Origin of the sequence: Bacillus pseudomycoides DSM 12442, from assembly GCF_000161455.1 — a bacterium.
Classification (GTDB): domain Bacteria; phylum Bacillota; class Bacilli; order Bacillales; family Bacillaceae_G; genus Bacillus_A; species Bacillus_A pseudomycoides.
This window is the reverse complement of record NZ_CM000745.1, coordinates 556,963-583,595: the sequence shown is the minus strand read 5'-3', so window position 1 is coordinate 583,595 and position 26,633 is coordinate 556,963. Positions and strand designations below refer to the sequence as shown.

At 36.0% G+C, this 26,633-nt stretch carries 24 protein-coding genes and 2 pseudogenes; 5 read left to right on the top strand and 21 right to left on the bottom strand.

From position 1 onward, the window contains the following. Positions 1-5: 5 nt before the first annotated feature. The 3 genes from BPMYX0001_RS02955 to BPMYX0001_RS02945 all read right to left on the bottom strand — a co-directional run bounded on the left by BPMYX0001_RS02955 (position 6) and on the right by BPMYX0001_RS02945 (position 3,192). Positions 6-977: a LacI family DNA-binding transcriptional regulator gene (locus tag BPMYX0001_RS02955; RefSeq protein WP_033798619.1), complete on the bottom strand. Its 972-nt coding sequence runs from the start codon at positions 975-977 to the stop codon at positions 6-8. Between the two features lie 117 nt (positions 978-1,094). Continuing rightward, positions 1,095-2,714 carry an MDR family MFS transporter gene (locus BPMYX0001_RS02950; protein ID WP_006093539.1) on the bottom strand — a complete coding sequence of 540 codons (1,620 nt, stop codon included), beginning with the start codon at positions 2,712-2,714 and terminating at the stop codon, positions 1,095-1,097. A 19-nt stretch (positions 2,715-2,733) separates the two neighbouring features. Beyond that, positions 2,734-3,192: a MarR family winged helix-turn-helix transcriptional regulator gene (locus tag BPMYX0001_RS02945; protein ID WP_006093538.1), complete on the bottom strand. Its 459-nt coding sequence runs from the start codon at positions 3,190-3,192 to the stop codon at positions 2,734-2,736. A 217-nt stretch (positions 3,193-3,409) separates the two neighbouring features. Here BPMYX0001_RS02945 and glpT point away from each other — a divergent pair, with 217 nt between their 5' ends. Beyond that, a complete protein-coding gene (gene glpT / locus BPMYX0001_RS02940) occupies positions 3,410-4,759 on the top strand; it encodes a glycerol-3-phosphate transporter (protein ID WP_006093537.1) in 1,350 nt (449 codons plus the stop codon). A gap of 192 nt (positions 4,760-4,951) precedes the next feature. On the opposite strand, the gene BPMYX0001_RS30105 is transcribed toward glpT, so the two are convergent. From BPMYX0001_RS30105 to BPMYX0001_RS02925, 4 genes and pseudogenes are all read right to left on the bottom strand, one after another. Next, positions 4,952-5,071, bottom strand: coding sequence for a DUF4027 family protein (locus BPMYX0001_RS30105; RefSeq protein ID WP_003195205.1), 120 nt, complete (start codon positions 5,069-5,071; stop codon positions 4,952-4,954). Positions 5,072-5,210: 139 nt separating this feature from the next. Next, a complete protein-coding gene (locus BPMYX0001_RS02935; RefSeq protein WP_006093536.1) occupies positions 5,211-5,633 on the bottom strand; it encodes a universal stress protein in 423 nt (140 codons plus the stop codon). Between the two features lie 81 nt (positions 5,634-5,714). Next, positions 5,715-6,083, bottom strand: a pseudogene (locus tag BPMYX0001_RS33755) (STAS domain-containing protein); the annotation flags it as partial. Between the two features lie 151 nt (positions 6,084-6,234). Further along, a complete protein-coding gene (locus tag BPMYX0001_RS02925) occupies positions 6,235-7,485 on the bottom strand; it encodes an ArsR family transcriptional regulator (protein ID WP_033798618.1) in 1,251 nt (416 codons plus the stop codon). A 177-nt stretch (positions 7,486-7,662) separates the two neighbouring features. On the opposite strand from BPMYX0001_RS02925, the gene BPMYX0001_RS02920 reads away from it, so the two are divergent. Both BPMYX0001_RS02920 and BPMYX0001_RS02915 read left to right on the top strand, forming a co-directional pair. Continuing rightward, on the top strand, positions 7,663-8,355 hold the full coding sequence (locus tag BPMYX0001_RS02920) for a response regulator transcription factor (RefSeq protein ID WP_006093532.1): 693 nt from the start codon (positions 7,663-7,665) through the stop codon (positions 8,353-8,355). Beyond that, complete coding sequence (locus BPMYX0001_RS02915) at positions 8,352-9,725, top strand: sensor histidine kinase (RefSeq protein ID WP_018781946.1); 1,374 nt, start codon at positions 8,352-8,354, stop codon at positions 9,723-9,725. Before BPMYX0001_RS02920 ends, BPMYX0001_RS02915 begins: the two co-directional genes overlap by 4 nt. A gap of 57 nt (positions 9,726-9,782) precedes the next feature. Here BPMYX0001_RS02915 and BPMYX0001_RS02910 read toward each other — a convergent pair whose 3' ends face one another. The 11 genes from BPMYX0001_RS02910 to treR form a co-directional block, all read right to left on the bottom strand. Next, a complete protein-coding gene (locus BPMYX0001_RS02910; protein ID WP_018781945.1) occupies positions 9,783-10,163 on the bottom strand; it encodes an OsmC family protein in 381 nt (126 codons plus the stop codon). Further along, complete coding sequence (locus BPMYX0001_RS02905; protein ID WP_003195221.1) at positions 10,141-11,565, bottom strand: amino acid permease; 1,425 nt, start codon at positions 11,563-11,565, stop codon at positions 10,141-10,143. Before BPMYX0001_RS02905 ends, BPMYX0001_RS02910 begins: the two co-directional genes overlap by 23 nt. Positions 11,566-11,798: 233 nt before the next feature. Continuing rightward, on the bottom strand, positions 11,799-12,443 hold the full coding sequence (locus BPMYX0001_RS02900) for an amino acid ABC transporter permease (protein WP_006093530.1): 645 nt from the start codon (positions 12,441-12,443) through the stop codon (positions 11,799-11,801). Beyond that, entirely contained in the window at positions 12,444-13,100 is a 657-nt protein-coding gene (locus BPMYX0001_RS02895) for an amino acid ABC transporter permease (RefSeq protein WP_033799605.1), read from the bottom strand. A gap of 65 nt (positions 13,101-13,165) precedes the next feature. Continuing rightward, positions 13,166-13,996, bottom strand: a complete 831-nt coding sequence (locus BPMYX0001_RS02890) for a glutamate ABC transporter substrate-binding protein (RefSeq protein ID WP_006093528.1) — start codon at positions 13,994-13,996, stop codon at positions 13,166-13,168. 12 nt (positions 13,997-14,008) lie between these two features. Further along, positions 14,009-14,737, bottom strand: a complete 729-nt coding sequence (locus tag BPMYX0001_RS02885; RefSeq protein WP_003195229.1) for an amino acid ABC transporter ATP-binding protein — start codon at positions 14,735-14,737, stop codon at positions 14,009-14,011. 169 nt (positions 14,738-14,906) lie between these two features. After that, on the bottom strand, positions 14,907-16,367 hold the full coding sequence (locus BPMYX0001_RS02880; protein WP_018765564.1) for an alanine/glycine:cation symporter family protein: 1,461 nt from the start codon (positions 16,365-16,367) through the stop codon (positions 14,907-14,909). Between the two features lie 164 nt (positions 16,368-16,531). Continuing rightward, on the bottom strand, positions 16,532-17,503 hold the full coding sequence (locus BPMYX0001_RS02875) for a phosphotransferase enzyme family protein (RefSeq protein ID WP_006093526.1): 972 nt from the start codon (positions 17,501-17,503) through the stop codon (positions 16,532-16,534). 401 nt (positions 17,504-17,904) lie between these two features. After that, a complete protein-coding gene (gene treC, locus BPMYX0001_RS02870) occupies positions 17,905-19,566 on the bottom strand; it encodes an alpha,alpha-phosphotrehalase (protein WP_006093525.1) in 1,662 nt (553 codons plus the stop codon). Between the two features lie 13 nt (positions 19,567-19,579). Then, positions 19,580-21,007, bottom strand: a complete 1,428-nt coding sequence (gene treP / locus BPMYX0001_RS02865) for a PTS system trehalose-specific EIIBC component (RefSeq protein WP_006093524.1) — start codon at positions 21,005-21,007, stop codon at positions 19,580-19,582. A 160-nt stretch (positions 21,008-21,167) separates the two neighbouring features. After that, positions 21,168-21,878 carry a trehalose operon repressor gene (gene treR / locus BPMYX0001_RS02860; RefSeq protein WP_006093523.1) on the bottom strand — a complete coding sequence of 237 codons (711 nt, stop codon included), beginning with the start codon at positions 21,876-21,878 and terminating at the stop codon, positions 21,168-21,170. 454 nt (positions 21,879-22,332) lie between these two features. Between treR and BPMYX0001_RS02855 the strand changes: the two genes are divergently transcribed. Further along, the gene (locus BPMYX0001_RS02855) at positions 22,333-23,757 is read left to right on the top strand and encodes an amino acid permease (RefSeq protein ID WP_006093522.1); all 1,425 of its coding nucleotides are present in this window, start codon (positions 22,333-22,335) and stop codon (positions 23,755-23,757) included. An 82-nt stretch (positions 23,758-23,839) separates the two neighbouring features. Here BPMYX0001_RS02855 and BPMYX0001_RS02850 read toward each other — a convergent pair whose 3' ends face one another. The 3 genes and pseudogenes from BPMYX0001_RS02850 to BPMYX0001_RS29210 all read right to left on the bottom strand — a co-directional run bounded on the left by BPMYX0001_RS02850 (position 23,840) and on the right by BPMYX0001_RS29210 (position 24,849). Next, positions 23,840-24,115, bottom strand: coding sequence for an MFS transporter (locus BPMYX0001_RS02850; protein WP_018781937.1), 276 nt, complete (start codon positions 24,113-24,115; stop codon positions 23,840-23,842). 171 nt (positions 24,116-24,286) lie between these two features. After that, entirely contained in the window at positions 24,287-24,538 is a 252-nt protein-coding gene (locus BPMYX0001_RS02845) for a hypothetical protein (protein ID WP_006093520.1), read from the bottom strand. Positions 24,539-24,625: 87 nt separating this feature from the next. Next, positions 24,626-24,849: pseudogene (locus BPMYX0001_RS29210) on the bottom strand (hypothetical protein). Between the two features lie 184 nt (positions 24,850-25,033). On the opposite strand from BPMYX0001_RS29210, the gene BPMYX0001_RS02835 reads away from it, so the two are divergent. Continuing rightward, entirely contained in the window at positions 25,034-26,563 is a 1,530-nt protein-coding gene (locus BPMYX0001_RS02835) for a cardiolipin synthase (protein ID WP_003195082.1), read from the top strand. Positions 26,564-26,633: the final 70 nt, after the last annotated feature.

Sequence of the window (26,633 nt, the reverse complement as noted above, 5' to 3'; positions counted from 1 at the left end):
TCTCCTTACTTCGTTGTATTTCGTTCTATAATTTCAATCGGTAAACGATAATGTTCGGTTTCTAATTGATTTCCTTCCATTTGCTCTAGCAATAATTCTGTTGCAATTCGTCCCATTTCATAAATAGGTTGTGCAACTGTTGTAAGAGATGGATACATCATTTCTGTTAAAGAAATACCATCAAATCCAATAATTTGTAAATCATCTGGAATGGAAATTCCTTTTTGTAATGCCGCTTTCACTACCCCAATGGCAATCAAATCATTTCCAGCTACAATGCCATCGATATGCGAATACTCTTCTAACAATTCCATTGCCACACGTTCGCTATCTGCCGGATCAAACGTACTTTCTGCAATCATATAAGAAAGCCCATATTGTGTAATAACATCTACAAAACCTTCAAAACGCTCATTTGCTGTACTCACATCGCGCGGTCCACGAATATGCGCAATATGTTGACACCCTTTTTCTAACAGTAACTTTGTTGCTTCTTGACTTCCCGCATAGTTATCTGCATATACCGTCGGAATACGCTCATTAAACATGCGGTCAATTGCCACAACTGGCACAGACAAGTTCATGTAATTCATACTATTTTGTGGGTTTGTTGCCACAATAAACCCATCAACATTATTTTGTCTGAGCACATCAATATATTGTTTCTCTTTCTCTAAACTTTCATCAGAATTACAAAGTACAACTGTGTATCCTTGCTTATGTGCTACATCCTCTACGGCACGTGCAACTTCTGGAAAGAATGGATTCACGATATTTGGAACAACCAAACCAATTAAGCGAGATTTTTTATTATATAAAGAACGTGCTACTGTACTAGGCTTATAATCCAACAGTTCAATTGCTCGTTCCACTTTTTTTAATGTATCTTCGTGAACATATCCGTTCTTATTTAACACCCTGGAAACGGTCGCAACAGATACTCCCGCTAATTTCGCAACATCTTTAATCGTACTCATTCTCTTCCCTCTCCATTTCATGTAACCGTTTACAGAAAATAATATAACTCATTTACAAAAATACGTCAATCATTTATAACTAAAAAAGCACCACCATAAGGCGATGCTTTTTTCTTATTATGAGTAAGATACGTTTGTATCTTTCTCTTCTACTTCAGTAGCAGGTTCTTCTGCACCTTTTTTACGATTAGAAAGCTTAATTTTTTGTAAGAAGATTGTAAATACGGCACCAACTACGATAAAGACTAACCCTGTTAGGAATACACTATGAAGTGAATCCACTAAAGATGTTTTCAAAATTGGTACAATGCTATTTGAGAATGCTTCTGGCATTTGTTTTAATGCTTCTGGGCTAAATAGCATAGAATATAAACTTTGTGGATCTGTATGAATCATATCTTTAAACTTCGTTACCATTTGTCCCGCTTCTGCTGGGAATGTATCTAGTACAGGAACTAATTTATTTGTCAATGTTGTACCTGACGTATTATTCATAATAGAACCTAAAATCGTAATTCCGAACGTCCCACCGATTTGACGGAAGAACTGACTTGAAGATGTTACAACTCCAAGATCCTTTTTCGGGAAACTTTCTTGTAATGCTAATGTTAATGTCGGCATTACAAGACCCATTCCTAAACCGATAATCATCATATATGATGTTGCAATAAGTTTAGTTGTATGCATATCCATTGTTGTTAATAACCAAAAACCGCCAGCCATAATGAGCATACCTGTAATAATTTGTGGTTTTACGCCTACCTTTAATACAAGCTGACCACCAATAATACTCATCACAATCATCGTAATCATCATTGGTGTCATTATCGTTCCAGATTCAGCCGCACTTACGCCAACAATTCCTTGCATAAAGAATGGAACGAACATAATTGCACCAAACATTCCAATACTCATAAAGAAACCAATTGCATTTAATAGTGTAAATGTACGGTTTTTAAAGAAATGCATTGGTAAAATTGGTTCTTCCGCCTTCGTTTCAACAATGATGAAGCTTACTATACCAATGATAGCAAGTGCAAATAATCCAATGATTTGCCAAGAATCCCAAGCATAGTCTTTCCCGCCAAACGTTAGTGCAAGTAATAAAGTCACAACACCAAGAATCATCGTGAAAATACCAGCGATATCAATTTTAATTGGACCTGTTTGTTTATGTCCTTTTAATCCCATTGCAATAAAGATTGTCGCCAAAATACCGACTGGCAAGTTGATATAGAATACCCATCTCCAGTTGACAGCATCAACAATCCAACCGCCCACTTGCGGTCCAATTACGGAAGCAAGACCATATAACGCTCCAAAGATTCCTTGCCATTTCGCACGTTCTTTCCCTGTAAACATATCCCCGATAATAATCATCGCCATTGGCATCATAATACCGCCACCAAGCCCTTGAATACCACGGAAAATAATTAACTCAGTCATACCATTCGCCATACCGCAAAGTGCTGAGCCAACCATAAAAATGATTAATCCTGTAATATACACGTTACGACGTCCTAATAAATCCGCTAACTTACCTGCAATTGGTACAACTGTTGTTGATGTTAACATATATGCCGTTGTTAACCATGTCATTAAACTTAATCCGCCTAGATCGCCAACAATTCGCGGCATTGCTGTACCAACGATTGTTCCATCTAATGCAGCAAATAACATGGCAATAACTAGACCGATTAACAACAGCTTTCTATTCTGATTTTCTTGTTGCTCCATGTAATCTCCTCAATTCCTTTTAGTTTGTCTCTTTCTTCTCAGATTCCCCGCAAATAATTACCTCTAACTTTTCAAATAAGCGTAGTAAATCTTCTCTCTCTTGTAATTCTAAATGTGAGAAGTATTTTGCAATATGCTCATTACGAGCAGTCATTGCCTCTTCTACTACATCTTTCCCCTTCTTCGTCAGCTCAATTACAACAACACGGCGATCTTCTTTGTCATGGTAGCGCAGTACCAATTCTTGATCGATTAACCGATCGATCATCACTGTAATTGCGCTTGGTTTCACATACATTTTCTTCGCCAATTTCGTTGCTCTTGATGCACCGTAATGGTCTAAAATTTTTAAAATATAAAATTGCGGTGGTGTAAGTCCTGATGCTTGCATTTGTTCTAGTAACTCCGTTTGCATTTTCTTTCCTATAGAGAATGCTAAAGCCTGAATTCTATCAATATGAGTCATATCATTTGGCATGTTATCCACCTCTCATTTAAACAATAAAATATTTAACGTATTTAAATATTAAATCCTATAATTAATTTCGTCAATAATTTCATTTTGTAAAAACGTTTACATTTTTGTCGCAAAGTTGTATGATTTTTGACCAAGTTAATATTGACAGTCCTGGGGAATGAGAGTATAAAGACTATGTCATAAAACGTTTTCAATAATAGAGGAGGATTTTTAGGTTATGTTTTTAACTCAGTTGTTTAAACCTGCGCCGCATACAGAGCGCTTACCTGCTGATCGCATTGATAGCGAATACCGCAAACTGCGCTTACAAGTATTTTTAGGCATTTTCATTGGCTATGCAGGCTACTACCTTGTTCGCAAAAACTTTTCACTGGCTATGCCTTATCTTGTTGAACAAGGATTTAGCAAAGGTGAACTTGGAGTTATCCTTTCTGCTGTATCCATTGCATATGGCTTAAGTAAATTTATTATGGGGATTGTCTCCGACCGTTGTAACCCCCGCTACTTCTTAGCGGCAGGACTATTTTTATCCGGTATCATTAATATTATCTTTGGTTCATTCTCTTTTATTACAACAAGTATTTTGCTTATGTTTGTTCTTCAATTTTTAAATGGTTGGGTACAAGGTATGGGCTGGCCTCCATGTGGCCGCACAATGGTTCATTGGTTCTCTATTAGTGAACGCGGTACAAAAATGTCCATTTGGAACGTTGCCCACAATGTTGGTGGCGGACTTATGGGACCGCTCGTAACATTAGGACTATTCTTATTTGCTGGTAGCTGGCAAAGCATTTTCTACTTCCCAGGTATTTTTGCAATTTTAGTTGGGATCTATGTATTAATTGTAATGCGAGATACACCGCAATCTTGTGGATTACCACCTATTGAAGAATATACGGGTGAATATCCTTCAGATGAAAGAGTAAAAGATCGTGAACGCGAACTTTCGGTAAAGGAAATTTTATTTACTTATGTACTAAACAACAAATTTTTATGGTACATCGCTATAGCTAACGTATTCGTATACTTCGTACGCTACGGTGTTGTAGACTGGGCACCTACTTATTTAGTAGAAGAAAAAAACTTTACTCATAATAGTTCTCGTACAGCATACGCATTATACGAATTTGCTGGTATTCCGGGCACACTCCTTTGCGGATGGATGAGCGATAAATTATTTAAAGGGCGCCGTGCCCCTGCTGGTATTTTATTCATGGTTGGTGTATTCATTGCTGTTCTTGTTTATTGGTTAAATCCGGCTGGTCATCCAATCATCGATAGCATCGCACTAGTGGCAATTGGCTTCTTAATTTATGGACCAGTTATGCTCATTGGATTACATGCCCTTGACTTAGCACCAAAGAAAGCTGCTGGAACAGCTGCTGGTTTAACAGGTTTCTTCGGTTACCTGGGCGGTGCTGCATTTGCTAGTGCTGCAATGGGCTTTATTGTAGATGCTTTCGGATGGAACGGCGGTTTCATTCTATTACTTACATCTTGTGTACTTGCGATTGTATTCCTTGCTCTAACTTTAAACACAGGATCTTCAAAATCACAACAAGCTTAAACGGAGGTTTTTCTTAAAAACTTCTATAAGATAAAGTGAAAAGCTTTAATCAGTGGGGAACAAAAGCTGAAGTAAAGAAATAAAATAGCTCTTAGCATTCAGATATATGCTAAGAGCTATTTTTTATTTATGTCTAGTGATATTGTCTTGCAGCCTATAACAATCATTTCCCTTCTATTTACAACATTACTTTTATAAAAACATCTGCTGAAACATTTTCATTGCAATAGCCAATGTCACCGAAGTAGTAAATCCCCCTAAACAAATAAGACTCACTCCTTGACTATATGTTAAACTTTGAAATGCTTTCATTTCTTACATCCCCCATTCTCTCCCTTTGATGATTACATCATATCAATGGAGAAAATTTCAAAACATCGATTTCCCTAACAACAGTCTTACAATTTTGTAAGATTTATCTCAAAAAAACAGACAACATTTCTGCTGCCTGTTACTTCACGATCATCACCGGACATTTCACTCGTTTTGCTATTTTATGACTTACACTACCAAGTACCATTTCTTGCAATGTATTCAATCCCCTGCTCCCCACTATTACAAGATCAATGTCTCCTGTATTTACATATTGCACAAGTGTATTTCCTGGATCACCATGTAAAATCGTAATTTTATAAGAAACTCCTTCTTGCTGTAATAAAATCTCAATTTCTTTTAATCTATCTTTTCGACTAGCTGAAATTGTTTCTATATTTGTTTGTCCCTGTATAATATCTGATTTTGCTGCTCTACTATCTACTACGTATACAACTTCAACGGTTACTTCCTTACTCAATGTAGAAATATGTACGGCATGTTTTGCTGCGCGTATTGCGTGTTCTGAACCATCACATGCTAATATAATTTGCTTGTACATCTTCTGAAACCCCTTTCATCATCATACTCGTATTATAATACAAAAAGAACCTTTTCGGTCCTCCTAAAAGGTTCTTCCTATTTAACGAACAGCTTGTTTCGCCAATTCTGTAACAAGCTCTGAACTACGCTCATTTAATCCCGTTATGTTTACTTTCACACCATTTTTCTCATACTTCACTACAACTTTATCAACCGCAGCCACAGCTGAATCATCCCATACATGGGCGTGTGTAAAATCAATTTCTACTTCTGTCACATCTTCTTTAAACTAAAATACATTTATAAATTCTGTAGTCGATGCAAAGAAGAGTTGTCCGTGAACAGCGTATACCTTTTTCTCACCAACATAAGAATGTTTCACGTGAATCTTTTCCATATTTGCTGCGAATAAAACTGCACTTATTACTGTACCAATCATAACACCAAGAGCTAGATTATGTGTAACAAGATAACACTCCTCTACTTTTCTTACTTTTTGATTTTCTCCGTAAGAAAATCGAGCCGATTGCACGAGTGCTATTATATAACGAATGTCAGATTTTTTGCTATAAAAAACTTTCCCAAATGAAAAGACGCTGCATCATGCAACGTCTTTTCTCTTAATGTCCACCGTGTCCCCCACCATTTTCTTGAACAATCTCTAACTTCTCGTCAAGTATTCCTTGCGTTTCAAACGAAATATTCTCTGTATTTCCTAATAGAAAACCGTGGTTATATGGCCCGAGCGTTGGATCATCTTTAAATTTTGGTTGAATCGTAGCTAATAAATCATATACTGGCTGTGAAACCTTCCCTTTATCTAATAATAGAACAGGTGCATGTTTCCCCATATGTGAAAACGGCGCTCCAGCAATTGCTAAATCGGGAGTTTCTGTTGAAACAAATGATACGCCGTGCCCTGGTTTTGTGAATCCCCACCCAAATTGTGTTTTCTTATCTTTAAACTTTGCAAAAGCGATTGAGTTTTCTGTTGGATTTTCTCCGCTAATGCGCGTTACTTTTCCATGCTTACTTAACTGTTTTTCTACCTCTTTTGAAATAATTTTTTCAGGTCCTAAAAGATATATATTTGCTTTCCCTTTTCTTGCTTTCAACGCTTCTATTGTAGCCTCAGGTACTTTATCTTTTGCTACATATAAAAGAGGTTCAGGCATATGAGCAATCCAATTCACAGCAGGTGTTGTATATAAGCGTCCTTCTTCTTCAGACGAACCGATAATGACACTTTCTGGGTACTTCCCTGTTATGTCTGCATATTCTTTATCAACATCTTTCGCAAAATTTGCTGAATCCGTTTCTTTTATTTGCTTTATTTTATATTCTTTCAGTTGATTTAATATGGAAGATTCTACATCTCCCATCACCATAATTTGCGTTCCATCTTTTGTTCCAAGTGGGTTTAACCGCCTGATTTCTTTTAACGTCGCCTCTGGAATACTTTCTTTATTCATAAATAAAATAGGTCCATTGTTTGGATGATGAATGAGATCCGCACTAGCAATTCCAAGTTGCCACTGATTAGCTGGTACTAAAATCACCGCTCCTGGTTGGTTCTCTTTGTGAGTCGCTGGCCATATTGTTTGTGATGTTAATACTGCCATTTGAACAGGATCATTTGTGTTTAATCGTGTTACATTTTTTAAACTTGTTGTTAATAAATCTCTAGATGCTCCAGCATTCATTTCTTTCGGTGGCATCGCTGCATGATGCACCTTCATATCTTTTTGCTGCTCATTTTTCTTCTCTTTTGTAGATTCATGATTTTCATGCTCTGTATTTGCTTGTCCACACGCTGCAAGTCCAAGTACAGCAACTATTGTCATACTCAAAACTCGAGTTGCTTTTTTCACTATATCGCCTCCATCCCCATCATGTTTGATCCTATAATCTTTACCTAAAATGTAAATTTCAACTATACAATAACAAGCAATTCTGAAGAAATTATGCAGATGCATGATAATCTGCACCATTTCTTCAGGATTTTGCATTACACTTTTAGTAGTGAATACAAATACGGAGGATATTATATGATGGATATACTACTTGTAGATGATGAACCACGTATGCTCGAATTATTAACGCTTTATCTTACTCCTAGAGGATATAACTGCGTTTGTGCGACTTCTGGACAAGAAGCTATTTCTTATATAGAAAACCAAAGTTTTAAGTTTGTTCTTCTCGATATTATGATGCCGAAAATGGATGGTTGGGAAACATGTAACAGAATTCGTTCGTTTAGTAACGTTCCTATTATTATGGTAACCGCACGCGATCAGACGATTGATGTTATTCAAGGATTAAAAATCGGGTCTGATGATTATATAACAAAACCTTTTCATGAAGGTGAACTATTAGCACGTATTGAAGCAGTATTACGGCGCAGTAATCAACATGAGCAACTACGATATAAAGGAATTTTGTGGGATGAAGCGAAACACTTTATCTCCGTTTATGAACAAGAACTCCTTCTTACACCAATTGAATTTTCTTTACTTGGTTTGTTTCTACGTCACGTGAACTACGTATTAAGTCGCGATCAGCTTATTGAGCGGATTTGGGGACTAGATACAAATACAGAGGATCGCACAGTGGATTCTCATATTCGTAACTTACGTGATAAATTGCGAAAGAACAATTTTCCAATTGACGAACATTTAAAAACTGTGTATGGAGTTGGCTACCGGTGGATTGACGCTGAAAATCAAGGAGTTACGCGATGAAACGAATTTCCGTTCAACTCGGATTTTACTTTTTAATTGTTACGCTTTTAATCGAAACCGTCCTATTTGTTTTACTCTATTATAGCCTTGTCAATACGAGGGTAAATGAGGAAATGACAGCATTATTAAAACGTGGAAATAGCCACCGAGATGTACTTGAGAAATATTTTGATTTCCAAACAATCTCTCATGTCGCTTTAATGGAGTCAGAAGCTGAAACAAAAGTTATTATTACAAACGCTCAGAAAAAAATATTAGCAAAATCTAATGATATAGATTCCACTATAAAGAGGCACATTATTGGAATGATAGCAAATACGAACCATAACGGAACGATCGTGGAGAACCACTGGAAAACTTCTAATTATATATGCACAGTTAGTCCAATAATAATAGAAGGAAAAACGCAAGGTTATGTTTATATGTTTCTTGGCACAAGTTCTATTAAAGAAATGATTACAGGTCTTACAAAACAATTTCTTGTTGCTGGTGTTGTTACATTTATTTTAACAGTCATTACGATATTTCTTCTATCGCGTCTGTTAACAAAACCACTTCTCCGTATGAAGCATGCTACTGAAAAAATGAGTCATGGTGATTTATCCGTATCTCTAACTAGTACTCGAAATGATGAAATTGGTGAACTTGCAGGGTCTATCCAAACGCTCGCGAATGATTTACATTATATGAAAAAAGAACGCAGTGAATTTCTAGCAAGTGTCGCTCATGAACTAAGAACACCGCTAACTTATGTGAGGGGATATGCAGATATCGCCATGAAAAACAGTACACCTCCTGAGCAGCGCCAAAAATATTTATCAATTATAAAAGATGAAGCTGATTATATTACAAATTTAGTACAGGACTTATTCTTGCTTGCTCAAATGGAAAAACATAATTTTTCTATTCAAGCAAAGGAAGTACACTTGCAAACCTTTCTTTCTCGCATTGTTACAAAAGTGAATATAATGTATGAAGCAAAACATATCATTGTTTCTTCAACATGTCCTTCTTCACTTTCTATAGCTCTTGATGAACAAAGGTTTGAACAAGTTATCATCAATATATTAAATAATGCGTATGTACACTCACCTGAACATTCTCGAATTACCATTTCCGTTACAGAGCATAAAACACAACTTGAAATTGCCATCCAAGATACAGGAGAAGGAATTCCAGAAGAAGATATCCCACACATTTTCGAACGATTTTATCGCGTCGATAAAGCAAGATCTCGTTCAACTGGTGGAACTGGATTAGGACTTGCCATTGTAAAAGAAATAGTCGAACTACATGGCGGAGAAATTACTGTTACAAGTGAAGTAAATCAAGGTTCTTGCTTTACTATGTCATTGCCAATCAGTATGTGAAAAAGCTTAAGAGAATTTCTCTTAAGCTTTTTCGCACATTATTTGCTCTACAAAAGTTTATTCACCAATTAACTCAATTGTTTCCGTAATTTTTATACTATCCTTCACAGATTGAGCAATCGTACAATTCTTCACCGCAAGCTCTAACGCTTTTTCTAACTGTACCTGTGTAATTCCTTCTGCTTTTATTTTATAGTGCAAATGAAGACTTTCTACCGGCCTTGGTAAAACTTCGCTTCTTCCAATTTCAGTTTCAATTGTAAACGTATCGTATGTAATACGCTTCTTTTCTAAAATTGTCCGAAATACAATTGCACTGCACCCTGCAATAGAGGAAACGAATAACTCTAACGGTGTATATCCACTTTCTTTTCCAATAGACAATTGACCATGTGAAAGTTCTGTCTCAATATCATCATGCTTGATTGTTAGTTTCATACGTTGTTCCCATCTCCACTTTCGTAATTTGCTTCCGTTTCTTATTTATATAATAATACACGTAACAGAAAATGATAAATGGAATGCCGCAATATAGCGCCATACGCTGTTCTGGAATGAATGCTAAACTAATAACAACAATGCTATTTGTAATTAACGCTAAAATAGGAACAATTGGATATAACGGTGTTCTATATTTTAAATCTTCTACTTTTCCGCCTTGCTTTACATACTGACTTCTAAATCGAAGTTGTGATAAAGCAATGATAATCCAACTTGCAACTGCAGATAAACCAGCAACAGATAATAAATAAATATATACTGTATCCTCTGCCAAAAAGCTTGTTAGTAAAGATAATGCCGCTACTGCGATTGTAACTACTAATGCCGTAATCGGAATACCGCGTTTATTTACCTTTTTGAAGGAAGTTGGTGCCATTCCTTCATTTGCAAGTGACCATAGTATACGCGTCGCCGCATATAATCCTGAATTTGCTACAGATAATAAAGCAGTGATAATAACGAAGTTCATAATATCTGCTGCATATGGAATACCGATCTTATCAAATACAACAACGAATGGGCTTTCAATAACCCCTGCATCTTTCCATGAAATTAAACCTACTAAAATCGTCATTGTTAAAATAAAGAACAACATAATGCGCCATACTGTATTACGAATTGCACGTGGGATTGTTTTTTCCGGTTCTTGACTCTCTCCTGCTGCAATCCCAATTAACTCTGTTCCTTGGAAGGAAAAATTAACTGTAATCATTGTAAGAAGCACAGCAGCCAGTCCATTCGGGAACAATCCACCATCGCTCACAAAGTTAGAAAAAAGAGGCGCTGCTTCTTTTCCGTCATACGGTAAAAAACCAAATAACGCACTACCACCAAGAACAACAAATGCAATAATTGTAATTACTTTAATACTTGAGAACCAAAATTCTAATTCAGCATAACTCTTTGCTGAGATAGCATTTGACATATATAAAATAACTCCAAATACAAGACACCATACCCAAACATCTACAGTTGGAAACCATCTTTTCATCATTAAGCCGATAGACGTTAACTCTAAACCAACTGTAACTGCCCATCCAAGCCAATAAAGCCATCCAATCATAAATCCTGTTCCTGGACCGATAAACTTCGTCGCATATTTTTGGAAAGAACCAGAAACCGGCATCGCTACCGTTAGCTCACCAAGGCAAAGCATTGTTAAATACATAATAAATCCACCGACTAAATAAGAAAGGATCGCTCCTCCTGGTCCTGCTTGGTTAATGGTATATCCTGATCCAAGAAAAAAACCTGTTCCAATTACACCTCCAAGTGCAATCATAAATAAATGTCTACTCTTCATCGTACGATGTAATTTCTCATTCGTTGTTTGCTGCATCGTAATCCTCCCCTACAAGTACCCTCTATCTCTTTTTAAAATTTTCTGATAATAAAAATATACACGAAAGCGGTTACAATTTCTATATAAAATTAAAACTTTTCTGATAAAATATAATGTTTTTTCATCTATCTTACAATTACACTATTAAAAAACCAAATATCTTCCAAACCCCAACTTTTAAACTATGTAAAAAACATAAAAAAACTCTCACATCTCATTTCATGTAAGAGTTAACGGCTTTCTAATTTCCTAGACACAAGTGATAAACTGTAGTTGACAACAAAATACATACAAGCAACAAGTAGTAATGTAGGAATCATATAGTTTACGTTTTGTCCATTAATAATTTGGGCATTATGCATGAGTTCTGGCAAGGAGATAACAACCGCTAGTGACGTATCTTTTAATAACGAGATAAATTGACTGACGAGCGGTGGTACCATTCGTCTCAATGCTTGCGGTAAAATAATATGCCAAAGTGTTTGGGTATATGATAATCCAGACGCGCGCGCTGCTTCAATTTGTCCTTTTTCAATCGATAATAAACCACTGCGAACAATTTCTGATATCATCGCTGCTTCAAATATCGTTAAAGCAACAATTGCTGCCGTTGTAATCTCTAATTTCAGCCCAGCTTCTGGGAGTGCAAAATATGTAAAGAAGATGATTAAAAGCAGTGGTAAATTTCGAATAATTTCAACGATAAAAGCTAGTAACTGTGATACGACTGGTATTTTTGCATATCGTAAGGTTCCCACTATACTACCAATAATAAAACTAAGTAAAATCGCTACAACAGCTATTTCTAATGTAACAAGTAGCCCTTTTAATAAAAATAAAACATGATCGCCTGTATAAGCACCTCGAAAATCCATTTACACCGCTCCTTTCGCTAAGCGTTTCTCAAAATAACGCACAAGCATACTAAGCGGTACAGTCAATAATAAATAAAACATACCAACAAATATATACACATCAAATGTAACAAATGTTCTTGTTGAAATTAAATCTCCTTGATACATCAAATCTGCTCCAGCAATAATGCCAAGGATAGATGAGTTCTTTACTAAATTGAGAAATTGATTACCTAATGGCGGAATTACTATTTTAATAGCTTGTGGTAAAACGATATAATACATCGCTTGCACGTACGTTAAGCCAGAAGAACGTGCTGCTTCCATCTGTCCTTTCGGAACTGACAAGATTCCAGCTCGAATTGCTTCTGCAATAAATGCGGCTGTATAGATTGTAAGTGCAGCCGTACCAGCAATAAAACCATTTAATGTAACACCCATTACCGGAAAAGCAAAATAAAATACAAACGCAATTAAAACAAGTGGAATATTTCGAATGAATTCTACATAAGCTGCGCCAAACCAATTCAAAACTCGAATGGGTGCAATTCGCATCACTGCCATAATCGTACCAAGAATGAAACTCCCAATCAGTGCAACAATGCTGGACATCACTGTATATTTAAATCCTTCTAAATACAAATCAAAATTGTTTGTAAGAATAGAAAAATCAGGCAAATGCTCCCCCTCTTTCTTTACAAGAAGAGGATGAGTATCTCTCATCCTCTTACTCTTTCTATACTTTACTTCTCTGGCTTTTCACCAATCCATTTTTCATATAATTTATCGTATTCTCCATTTGCTTTCATCTCTTTTAACAAATCATTAATTACCTTTGTTAAATCTGTTGCTCCTTTTTGAACAGCAATTCCATACGGTTCATCCGTGAAAATTTTTCCAACAACTTGATAATTTGCATCTTGTTTTGCCATACCGTATAAAATCGCATTATCTGTTGTAAGGACATCACCTTTCCCTGCTTTTAATGCTGTAAATGCTTCACTATAATTTTCAAATTCTAGCACCTTTGCTTCTGGTGATTTTTCACGAATATTTTGGGTAGAAGTTGATCCTTTTACCGCCAATACTGTCACACCGCTTTTCACATCATCAATACTCTTGATTTTGCTCCCTTTTTTCACAAGTAACGACTGTCCTGCTTTAAAATATACATCTGAAAAATCAACTTCTTTTTTACGCTCTTCTGTAATTGTCATCGTTGCGATAATCGTATCAATATCGCCGTTTTTCAACATTGGAATACGTGTTTTAGACGTCACTTCTTTGAATTCTACTTTACTCTCGTCTCCTAGAATTTTTTTCGCAAGCGCTTTGGCTATATCAACATCAAACCCTTCTACCTTCCCTGTTGCAGGGTCTTTCAATCCAAATAAGTTTGTATCATTCTTAACTCCGACTACTAATTTCCCACGCTTTTTAATTTGATCTACCACTTTTCCGCCCGAAGTTTCTTTAGAAACTTCTTTGGACGTTTCCTTCCCGCAACCTGCTACGATCAGAGTAAATAAACATGAAAATACAATTAAAACGAACAGTTTCTTCATCTTAAACATAAAACCCCTCCTCTAATGGTTTAACACTCGACTTAAAAATAATCGTGCTCTTTCTTGCTCTGGGTTTGCAAAGAAGTTCACTGGCTTTGTATCTTCAATGATTTGTCCTTCATCCATGAATATAATACGATCTGCTACTTCACGTGCAAATCCCATTTCATGGGTCACGACAACCATCGTCATCCCTTCCTTTGCTAAGGTTTTCATAACATCGAGCACTTCACCAATCATTTCTGGATCCAGTGCAGAAGTTGGCTCATCGAATAACATAATTTCTGGCTTCATTGCTAATCCCCTTGCGATTGCTACCCGTTGCTGTTGTCCCCCTGATAGTTGCTGCGGATACACATTCGCTTTCTCTGGAATCCCTACTTTTTGCAAATAATACATTGCTGTTTTTTCCGCTTCTTCTTTTGAGATATTATTTACTTTTATCGGTGCAAGTGTAATATTTTGGAGCACTGTTTTGTGTGGATATAAATAAAAATGCTGAAATACCATTCCAATATTTCGGCGTAATTGATTCATATCTGTTTTCGGATTATGTACTTCCACATCTTGTACGACTAATTCTCCTTCTGTAATTGTTTCCAATTGGTTAATGCAGCGAAGCAATGTACTTTTTCCAGACCCTGATGGTCCAACAATTACAACTACTTCACCTTTTTGAACTTGTAAATTAATATTTTTTAAGACTTGAAAGCTACCATAAAACTTATTTACATTACGAAAGGCAATCAATTCGCTTCCCCCTTTCTTCTCTATTTCTATCGTATTTTAAATTGGGGCGATTATTTATAAAGTGAAATTTCTCTGCTTCAAATTTTATTCGGCCATGCAGACATAAATTCCCATTATTTGAACAATAACGAGCAGATATACTGCCCGTTATTGTTCTACAGGTACCTTATTATGACACTTCTTCTTTCTTATCTTTTCCGTATTCATGCTCCCAAAAATCAGCATTTTTGATTCCTAGCTCCTTTGGATCAAATACAGGATCTTTTCCTTCTTTTTTCTGCTTTTCATAGTCTTTCAGTGCTAGCAGTGCCGGTTTTTGTAAAAGTAAGATTGCAATGATATTGACCCATGCCATAATCCCTACACCGATATCACCAAGAGCCCAAGCAGTTGCTGCTGTTTTGACACAGCCGTAAAATACAACGCCTAGGAAAACAATTTTTAAAACAAGTGACATCCATGGACGATCTTTATCACGATTTAAATAAGTAATATTCGTTTCTGCAATGTAGTAATACGCCATAATTGTTGTAAAAGCAAAGAATAATAGGGAAATTGCAACGAAACCGTTTCCAAATCCAGGGAATACAGATTCAACTGCTGCCTGTGTGTACCCTGGTCCTGGTTCTGCACCATTCAATTTATTTACAATGAAATTTTTTCCGCTTGCATCAAATACGTTATACATGCCTGTAATAATCATCATAAATGCTGTTGCTGAACAAACAAATAATGTATCAATGTAAACGGAAAATGCTTGCACAAGGCCTTGCTTTGCTGGATGAGATACTTCAGCAGCAGCAGCAGCATGTGGCCCAGTTCCTTGACCTGCTTCATTCGAATAAATACCACGTTTTACTCCCCAAGAAATTGCTAAACCGATAATCCCTCCAAAAGCAGCTTCTAATGCAAATGCACTTTTTATAATTAACATAAATGCTTCAGGCAACTTTTCAATATTCATAAACACAATTACGCAAGCAACAAGTATATATCCAACCGCCATAAATGGCACAACAACCTGTGCTACGTTAACAATACGCTTAACCCCACCAAAAATAATAAGTGCTAATACAACAACTAATACTGCTCCTGATACAGATGTATTAATACCAAAAGCTGTTTCCAAACTCAAGGCAATACTATTCGCTTGCACACCTGGGAGTAACATTCCTGTTGCAAGAATGGTTGCAGCGACAAACACGAGTGCATACCACTTAACCCCTAATCCCTTTTCAATATAGTAAGCCGGGCCACCGCGGAATTGACCTTGATGCTTCGTCTTGTATATTTGAGCAAGTGTCGATTCCACATAAGCAGATCCTGCCCCTAAAAATGCTACAGCCCACATCCAAAAGACAGCTCCCGGACCACCAAATGCAACCGCTGTTGCTACACCAGCAATATTCCCTGTTCCAACGCGCCCAGATAAAGAAAGTGCTAACGCTTGGAAAGAAGAAACACCTGCTTCTGATTTTTCTCCTTGAAATGTAAGTCTCACCATTTCACCTGCATGCCTAACTTGTAAAAATCTCGTTCGAATTGAAAAATATAAACCTACTCCTAAACATAAATAAACAAGTGCGGGACTCCATACAATATTATTTAGCCAGGTAACGAAAGCTTCCAATCTATTCCCCCTCCTTTTCATTTTATAAAGAATATTCAGAATATATAAAAATTATAAAGGTATCTAAAGTCTATGACAATATTATTTTGATAAAACAAACATATTTTTGTATAAAAAAACAAAGTATATATTCGATCTATATACTTTGTTACGTTGCATGTGTATTATATATTCACAATTGCTTCCTGCTTTATAATTCTTACATAAATAGCATCTGCTAGTTTTTGAAAATGTACTGGCATTTCTTTTCCTTTGAATTTTTTCTGAATCGTACCATACAAACCAATATCACGAAGTCGTAAAAATAGTGGTAGCGATTCATACCAACTTTCCTCTAATTGATGTTCTAACTCGTATCCTTTTCGTAATACTTGCAGTTGTTTACGTACAAACAATGTTTTCTCTTGTTCAGTCCATGCGGTTGAAAGAACGGAATAATAGATAACCATCGCCAAATCATGAATAAAGTAATTATAAGTCGCGTCATCAAAATCAAAAATCGTTAGCTCTTTCCCATCATAATGAAAATTCCCTTGATGAATATCACCATGCATAAGACCAAACGTTCTTTTTTCCATTGGAAGGGCCTTTATCTCTTCCATTAATATATAAGCTATATTTTTCACCTTTTCGTCATCTAACTCATCAATAATTGCTTTTTCTTCTACTTCCCACGTATCTCGATATTTCGTTTTTGGATAATCAATTGTAAGACGATGAAGTTGACCAATTGCTTTTCCCCATGCTTCAAAAAGGGGATCGCCCCAATAAATAGATGTTTCGCCCTTTACTCTTTCACCCGTTGCATAGGTAAAAAGAGAAACATAAAAAAATGTTCCATCTACTGCTTGTATTACTTCTACAAGTTTTTTAGATTTTGAATAATATGGCGCTGCAACCTTAGCTCCGTTCTCTGCAAGATACCGTAAAAAATCTAATTCTGCTTCTACTTGCTTTTCAGATCGATGTGAAGAGTGCGTTAATCTTAATACGTAAGATACTCCGCTTTCATCCTTTGCATGAAAAATATAATTTTCAAAATCACCTAGCGGATTTTCTTCAACTGTAACATTAAATCTTCTTGCAGCTTCTTCTAAAATTTTATTGGTAAAAACTCGTTCTACAGCTATTTCCATATGTAGCCCTCCTTTATGTATCTCTATATTTAATTTACCATAAATATGGAAAATACTTCTATGAATATAATTAAAAAACTCTGCCTCTACCTAGAAATAGAATCTACATCTTTCAAAACAGTCCCTTCTTTCTTGTAGAAAATATATTTCCTCTATTATCCAAAAAAAAAAACGGAACTGGTAAAATGGAAGAACTTCCACTAGCCAATCACCGGCTGTGTACTAGGCCTAAAAAGGCAAGACACAATACTAGTATAAAACAACTTCCATAAATTGACTATTCATCAAATGATGTAATTGTACATACCATTGGACGTAACCTTTATAGTACAAAAGATATATAGTGGTGTTTTAAATTAAAAAGAGGTTGTATGTTATAAACATACAACCTCTTTTTTCAATCATTTAGTAAGTCTATACACAATGGATTCATACGGTCTAAGGATAAGCTTTCTAATATCTTCACCAGAATCCTCATAATTTGATAATAATACTTCTTGCTTCATTCCAGTTAACTGAACCTCATCTGGTACGGAATATGTGATTGTTTCCCCATAAAAATTATTTACAACCAACAATACTTCATTATCTAATGTGCGTGTATACGCCCAAATATTTGGATGCTCTATATCTAAAACTGCATATTTACCTTCTGTAAGAACGTCATATGTTTTTCTAAGTTCAATTAGCTTTTTATAATGATAGAACACAGACTCTTTATCCTGTAGCGCTTTTTCCACATTTATTTCTTTTGCATTCTCCGCAACTGAAATCCAAGGTGTACTTGTTGTAAAACCACCATTCACTTCTCCATTCCACTGCATAGGCGTGCGCGAATTATCACGAGATTTTTGTTTCAGGATACCTATAATTTCTTCACCTGACATCCCTTGCGCCTTCTTCATCTTATAAATATTTAAAGATTCTACGTCACGATACTTACTAATATCATCAAAGTCCGGATTCGTCATCCCAATTTCTTCACCTTGATAAATATAAGGTGTCCCCTGTAACATATGCATCGCTGTTGCTAACATTTTTGCAGATTCATTTCGGTGCCGTTTATCATCACCAAAGCGAGAAACAATACGTGGTTGATCATGATTACACCAAAATAATGCATTCCAGCCGCCACCCTCTTGCATCTCGGTTTGCCACTTCGACATGATTTCTTTTAATTTCAAAAAATCAAAATCCGCTTTCGTCCACTTGTCACCATTTGGATAATCTACTTTTAAATGGTGAAAGCTAAATGTCATACTTAATTCCTTCCGCTCTGGATTCGAATACTTGACACAATTCTCAATTGTCGTAGATGACATCTCTCCGACTGTAATCACATCTTTTCCTTCAAACACTTCACGATTCATCTCTTGTAAATATTCATGAACACGCGGTCCATCTGTATAATATTTACGTCCGTCGCTTGTAGCCGATGTTCCTTCATCATCTAAAAAATGCTGTTCTTTTGAAATTAAGTTAATGACATCCAGCCTGAATCCTCTAACACCTTTTTCAAGCCAAAAACGCATCATGTCGTATACTTCTTCTCGAAGTTTTTCATTTTCCCAATTTAAATCAGCTTGTGTTTTATCAAATAGATGTAAATAATATTGCCCTGTCTCTTCATCATATTCCCAAGCCGAACCGCCAAATTTAGATTGCCAATTATTCTTTTCATCACGCCATATATAAAAATCACGGTACGGGCTATTTTTATCTTCACTCGCTTCTTTGAACCATTTATGCTCCGTTGAGCTATGATTTACAACGATATCAAGCATAATATCAATCTCACGTTTTTTCGCTTCTGCTAGTAGCTCTTCAAATTCCTCCATCGTTCCATAAGACGGATCAATAGAATAATAATCACTTACATCATAGCCATTATCATTTTGCGGTGATTGGTATACCGGTGTTAACCAAATGTAATCCACTCCGAGTTCTTTTAAATAATCTAGTTTCTCTGTGACCCCTTTTATGTCACCGGTCTCTGTGTTGTAGTAACTATTAAAGCTTTTCGGATAAATTTGATAGACAACGCTTTTATGCCAATCTTTCATACTAAACTGCCTCCTACTTCTGTTTTACTCGTTTTGCAAATAACCATGTTAAAACAAATGGTACCACTACTGCGATTATCATCCCAACAACAAACATTGGAATCGATTTCGGAATGATAGAAATAAATGCTGGTAACCCACCAATTCCAATCGCTGGTGCTAATACACCATTTAACGTGATAAATACTGCTGCAATTGCCGATCCCGTAATAGCTGCATAAAACGGAAATTTATTTCGTAAGTTTACGCCAAACATCGCTGGCTCCGTAATACCGAAGTACGCCGAAATCGCTGATGTAGACGCCATACTTTTATCATTTTGATTTTTGGAAATCCAAAACATTGCAAGCGCTGCACTACCTTGCGCAATGTTAGAAAGTGCAATCATTGGCCAAATAAATGTACCACCATTTTGCGAAATTAACTGTAAATCAATCGCAATAAACATATGATGCATACCTGTAATGACTAACGGTGCATACAATGCGCCAAATAATACTGCCCCCAAAGTAGGAACTGTTTCATATACACCAACTAAACCAGCTGTTAATAAATCGCCGATATGACGTGTAACTGGGCCAATGACTCCTAACGCTAATACACCAGTTACAACAATTGTTGTAATCGGAACAACTAATAATTGAATCGCATTTGGCACACGTTTTTTTAGGAAAATCTCAACTTTACTTAAGACAAATGCCGCTACTAAAATCGGTAAAATTTGTCCTTGATAACCTACTTTTTCAATTTGGAACAATCCTAAAATATTGAAGTACTCAATTTTTTGTCCCTCTAGCCCTGCAGCTGCTTTTCCATAATTCCATGCATTTAATAAATCAGGATGTACTAACATAAGTCCCATTACGATACCAAGTATCGGACTGCCGCCAAAACGTTTCGTTGCTGACCAGCCAACAAGTGCTGGTAAGAATACGAATGCCGTATTGGCCATCATATTAATTAAATCCCACAGTCCCCCTAAGCTTGGGTATACTTCTAATAAATTTTTGCCATCAAAAAATAAATCCTTTGCACCTAATAAGTTATTAATTCCCATTAATAAACCAGCTGTTATAATCGCCGGTAAAATTGGCATAAATACGTCAGAAAATACTTTTACAAACTTTTGAAGCGGATTTAATTTTTGATTCCCTGAATCTTTTACATCTGCTACCGTGGATTCTTTCATATCTGCAAGCATTATCAATTCAGCATATACACGATCTACATCTCCTGGACCAATAACGATTTGAAATACCCCAGCGTTATGAAACGCACCTTTTACTAAAGAAATCGATTGCAGTTTTTCGCTATCTATTTTACTTTCATCCTTCAAAGCGATGCGTAGTCTTGTTACACAGTGCGCTGCTTGTTCAATATTTTCTTTCCCACCAATATATTGCAGCACTTCTTCTGCTATCTTACGATAATCCTTCCCCATATTCCGTCCCTCTTTTCTTTTTTTGATACCGTTTACAAATACATATTAACTCGTATATATAAGTTAGTCAACACTCGTATATACGAGTTGGTGAGGTTTTTTTCATTTGTTCTCAAAATATACAAAATAAAGAGATGAAACACTGCACTGTTTCATCTCTTTATTTTCTCCGCGCCACATCAGAAAAATGAAAAATATCTAAACGGTGACGTGATTCTGTATATTCAAATTGACTACCATCATAAAGATGCGTAAAGTTTTTTACAACAACAACATAATCTGTTCCATTCAAATCCAAATAATTCCGATCATCATCTGTACAAGGTTGCACTTCAATAACACGCTGTGCATAACTAATATGTAATCCTAATTCCTTTTCAATGTATTTATAAATCGATTTCTCAGCAATTTCTTTCGTTAATCCCGGAATATGTTCAGATACGAAATAGTTTACATCTAGAATCACGTTTTCCCCATCAATATTTCGAACACGTTTAATATGATCTACCTTCGTTTTCGTCTTTACATTTAATAATTTAGCCATTTCTTTCGGTACTAACAATTGTTCCATCTCTACAACACTTGTTATACATTGGCGCCCTAAACGTTCATTTTCCTCTTGAAAACTCACAATACCACCAAAGTTAAATTCAATATTTTTTCGCTTTAAAACAAAAACGCCTTTGCCATGTATTTTCTGTACATATCCACGTTCCTGTAATAAATCGACTGCTTTCCTTACCGTCCCTCTACTTGCTTCATACTGCTTCATCAATTCTGTTTCAGATGGGATTTTACATCCCTCTTTTAATTTACGATTATCAATTGAATCACTTATCTCCGTATAGATCTGTTCATACTTACTCATCATTTTGAATAACCCCTTGTCACCTTCTATTTCTACTTGTATTATAGCATGACAGAAAATCATTCCAATCTCTCACTTATTTTCCAATACAAGAAAGTATATATAAATATTTAGTCACCAATCCGCATTTTTATAAATTTTTTTCATATTTTTCTTTTCATTCTAAAAAACATGTAGTATACTAACTTCAAAATCAGAGGAGAAAGGGAGCAAAGAACTATGCTTACAAATAATACAACTGTAGTTACATTTGCACAAAAACATCATCATCATACGTAAACCCTTGAAACCTAGCGGAAAAATTCACGCGTAGGTACAAGGGTTATTCCCATTGTACCTACGCTTTGGCAAAGAGCCATGTAGGTATTTTTTATCTACATGGCTCTTTTTTATTTTCAAAAAACGTTAGTAAAAAGATGATGAATAAGCAAAACTACTACAAAGGAGATAGACAAACATGGAAACGAAAAAATGGGGTTTATGGATTTTAACAGCATTTGTTGTGGGAAATATGGTTGGCGGTGGCGTATTTATGCTCCCAGCAAATTTAGCGCAAGTATCAGGTCCACTGGGATCGACGCTTGCATGGACAATTACAGGACTTGGTGTATTTATGATTGCACTTGTATTCGGAAACCTTGCAGTGCGTAAACCGGAGTTAAAAGCTGGCCCACAAAGTTATGCACAAGCAATGTTTACCTCTCAAAAGGCAGGTAAAGTTGCTGGATATAGCATGGCATGGGGATACTGGGCTGCTAACTGGGCTGCAACTGCTTCTGTTATTATTTCCTTTGCAGGATATTTGTCTACATTCTTCCCAGTTTTACAAAGTAAGCAAGTTCTTTTTTCACTAAACGGGTTTTCATTAGAACTTGGAAAAGGTTTAACATTTGCTGTATGTAGCATCATGCTATGGGGAATTCAATGTATCCTTTCTCAAAACATCGATAGAGCGGGCAACATGAATCTCCTTGCAACGATTGCAAAGATTATCGGATTTACAATGTTCATCGTCATTACATTATTTATTTTTAACGCCTCTAATTTTGGTGATGGCCAAACATTTATGAATGAGGCTGGACAATCGATTCCATTAGGCGGACAAATAAATGCTGCTGCTATTGCAACTCTTTGGGCATTTATAGGAATTGAGTCAGCAGTTATGCTGTCTAATCGCGCAAAATCACAGCGTGATGTGAAAAAAGCAACGATCTTTGGATTAATTATTGCACTTCTTATTTACATGGCAATTACCCTACTCACAATGGGTGCTCTTCCGCAAGATGCTTTAAAAGAATCACAAAAACCATTGGTGGATGCATTAAACCTAGCAATTGGTAATAAAGGTGCTTACATTATGGCACTACTTGCACTTGTATCATTATTCGGATCTACTGTAGGGTGGATTGTTGTTAGTTCAGAAGTACCTTATCAAGCAGCGAAGAATGGACTTTTCCCTAAGTTTTTTGGAAGAACAAATAAAAAAGGAAGCCCTTCAAAATCATTGCTTGTTACAAATATTATGACTCAAATTTTCTTATTTTCAACAATCTCTGGCACTGTTTCAGAAGCATATAATTTTGCCATTGTTGTTGCAACTTTAGCCTATTTAATTCCATACCTTGTTTCTACCTTGTATCAATTAAAACTAGTTGTTACAGGAGAAACATATGATATAACACCAGGATCTCGAGTAAAAGATGGAATCATTACCTTACTTGCATTTCTATATTCCATTTGGGTTATTAAAACTGGAACAGCTGATTTGAAAACATTTTTCTTAGGAATTGGATTATTTGTATTAGGGCTTATTCTTTATCCAATTTTGATGAAAAATTCGTCTACTCCCGCTTCAGAACAACCAAATAACAAAGCAAGCTAATACGAATACAAAAGAAGCTGTGAGAACCCTCCAAATACATTGGATTGTTCGCTCACAGCTTCTTTTATTTCTTGAATACTTATTAATTACTTTTATGTTGCTCCATATGATACTCTTTTCGAGTTAATAGAACCAAAGAAAGTCCTCCCATTAACGTAAACCCAAGTAAAATGGTCGCTACTAATTGTTTATTTTTGAAATGTATTGTATATGCATTCCACATAGAGCGGACATGAAGCACTTTTTTCTTAGAGTTCATTGGAGTACTACAGATGACCGTAAGAATCCCAAGTAGTCCTAATGCGACTCTCCATGAAGATAAATCCGTTGCAATACCGATAAAAATATGACCAGTCATACCTCCAATCTCATTACCACAAATATAGAACCACAAAAACATTTAAAGAATCTATTATCGAATATTTTCAAAAACATACGATTTAATGATAAACGTCATAAAAATAAAAAAAGCAGACTGCAATCGTCTGTTTTTTACCATAGTTTTTTGTATGCTTACCTACGTCCTTTATTAAAATCCGCCATATGGAGAATATGGATACTGCGTTGGGTAGGTTACTGGGTAAGACACTGGATATGGCGCTGGGTAATATCCGCCACCGCTCGTTAAAGCTCCTGCTGTAAGTCCCCCTACCAAACCACCCGCAAAACTTCCTGGAAAAAATGTGCTTCCTCCCCATGAGCTACCACCCCATCCGCCACCATGATGATGACCGCTATGATGATTGTGATGATATCCTCCATGATTTCTTATGTCATGCATTTTATCTTCATCCCCTTTTATACTGATTATTTACTACTATACGCAGAACAAATGAGGAAAACATGAGTACCTGTTCTTCCGCGTTCATCAATATGTGCTGTATGAATAATAAGGATAGTCCTGATAATCCGTATAGTATGGATAATCTGAGTAATATGGATAACCATATCCACCATAACCAAAAGCAGGGCTAAGTAACGCACCAGCTACAAATCCTGGAAAAAACCACCACCAAAAAACGGTGGACGTCCAATGCCTCCGGAAAATCCAGCATGACCAAACCCACCAAACGGACGACTTACTCCGTTCATATCATTCACACTCCTTTTCATACAAAAAATGGAACAATATACCTTATGTAGGACAAATGCGGAAGGCATGGGCAAAATGTCTAGATTGGTACAAAAAAATAAAACGTTTTATAATAGAAATGTTAGATTACAGCTTCCATATAAGAATCCTATATTTAAGAAAGAATAGGTGAGATTTATACAGATGAAAAATCCTATCGTTCAATTATTATTTGTATTTACACTTGTATCTATCGTACTTTTCCTTTTAGATACGTCCATTATTTCACTATACACCTTCGTTGGTGCTTTATGGTCTATCACAATTGTAGGAATTTCTTTCGTTATTTTTATTGAAAACCGTTCCCCACAAAGCACATTAGCATGGTTTTTAGTATTGGCTCTTCTTCCTGTTGTCGGTGTACTTTTATACTCTATTTTTGGCCGAAGTCGCTGGAGAAGAAAAAAACATCTTCATCGTTCAGAAGAGCAGCGAAAATTATTCCGTGAAATTTTAGAAGGAAGGCAGCTAGATGTATCATCTATTTCTTCATTAAGTGAACACTCTATGCATTTAACAAAAGTGGTACAAAAGTTTGGAGGTGGCCCTGTCGCCGATGCAACAACCACAAAACTTTTAACTAACGGTGAACAAACATTTCCAGAAATTTTACAAGCGATTGAACATGCAAAACACCATATACATATTCAATACTACATTTATCGAGCAGATGAAATTGGTACACAAATTCGAGACGCTTTAATAAAAAAAGCAAATTCCGGTGTAATTGTACGGTTCCTTTATGATGGACTCGGAAGCAATACGTTGCGAAAACGCTTCTTACAGCCTATGAAAGATGCAGGAATTGAAATTGTGGAATTCGATCCTATATTTTCAGCGTGGCTACTTGAAACAGTCAATTATCGTAACCATCGTAAAATCATCATTATCGACGGAGAAATTGGTTTTACTGGAGGGCTCAACGTTGGTGATGAGTATCTTGGTCGTTCTAAAAAATTCCCAATTTGGCGTGACAGTCACTTACGAATAGAAGGGAAAGCATTATACAAATTACAAGCAATATTTCTTGAGGATTGGCTCTATGCCTCTAGTGGTTTAAATACTTATTCTTGGGATCAATTTATGAATACAAAATACTTTCCGGGTAAAGAAAATTCTCATGCAGAAGGTGCTGTTCAAATTGTAGCAAGTGGACCAAGCTCAGATGATACAAGCATTCGCAATACTTTACTTGCTGTTATAGCTTCTGCTAAGAAATCAATTTGGATTGCGACACCCTACTTCATTCCGGATCAAGAAACTTTAACATTACTTCGTTTAAGTGCACTGGCTGGAATAGATGTCCGCATTCTATATCCAGGTAAGAGCGATAGCATCATTAGTGATCAAGCATCTCAATCATACTTTACACCACTCCTAAAAGCAGGAGCTTCAATTTACAGCTATAAAGATGGTTTTATGCACGCTAAAATTGTACTTGTTGATAATACAATTGCAACAATTGGCACGGCAAATATGGATGTCCGCAGCTTTGAACTAAATTATGAAATCATTAGCGTACTTTATGAATCCAAGACAGTTCTTGATATTAAACATGATTTTGAAGAAGATTTTAACCATTCAACTGAAATTAGATGGAAATCATTCCAAAAAAGAAGTATTAAAAAACGAATACTAGAATCTCTAATGCGTCTAATTTCCCCTTTATTATAATTACAAAAAAGTAATCAAAGTCATTTTGGTTACTTTTTTCTTTTATTATGGTACATTCTTCTCCCTCTCC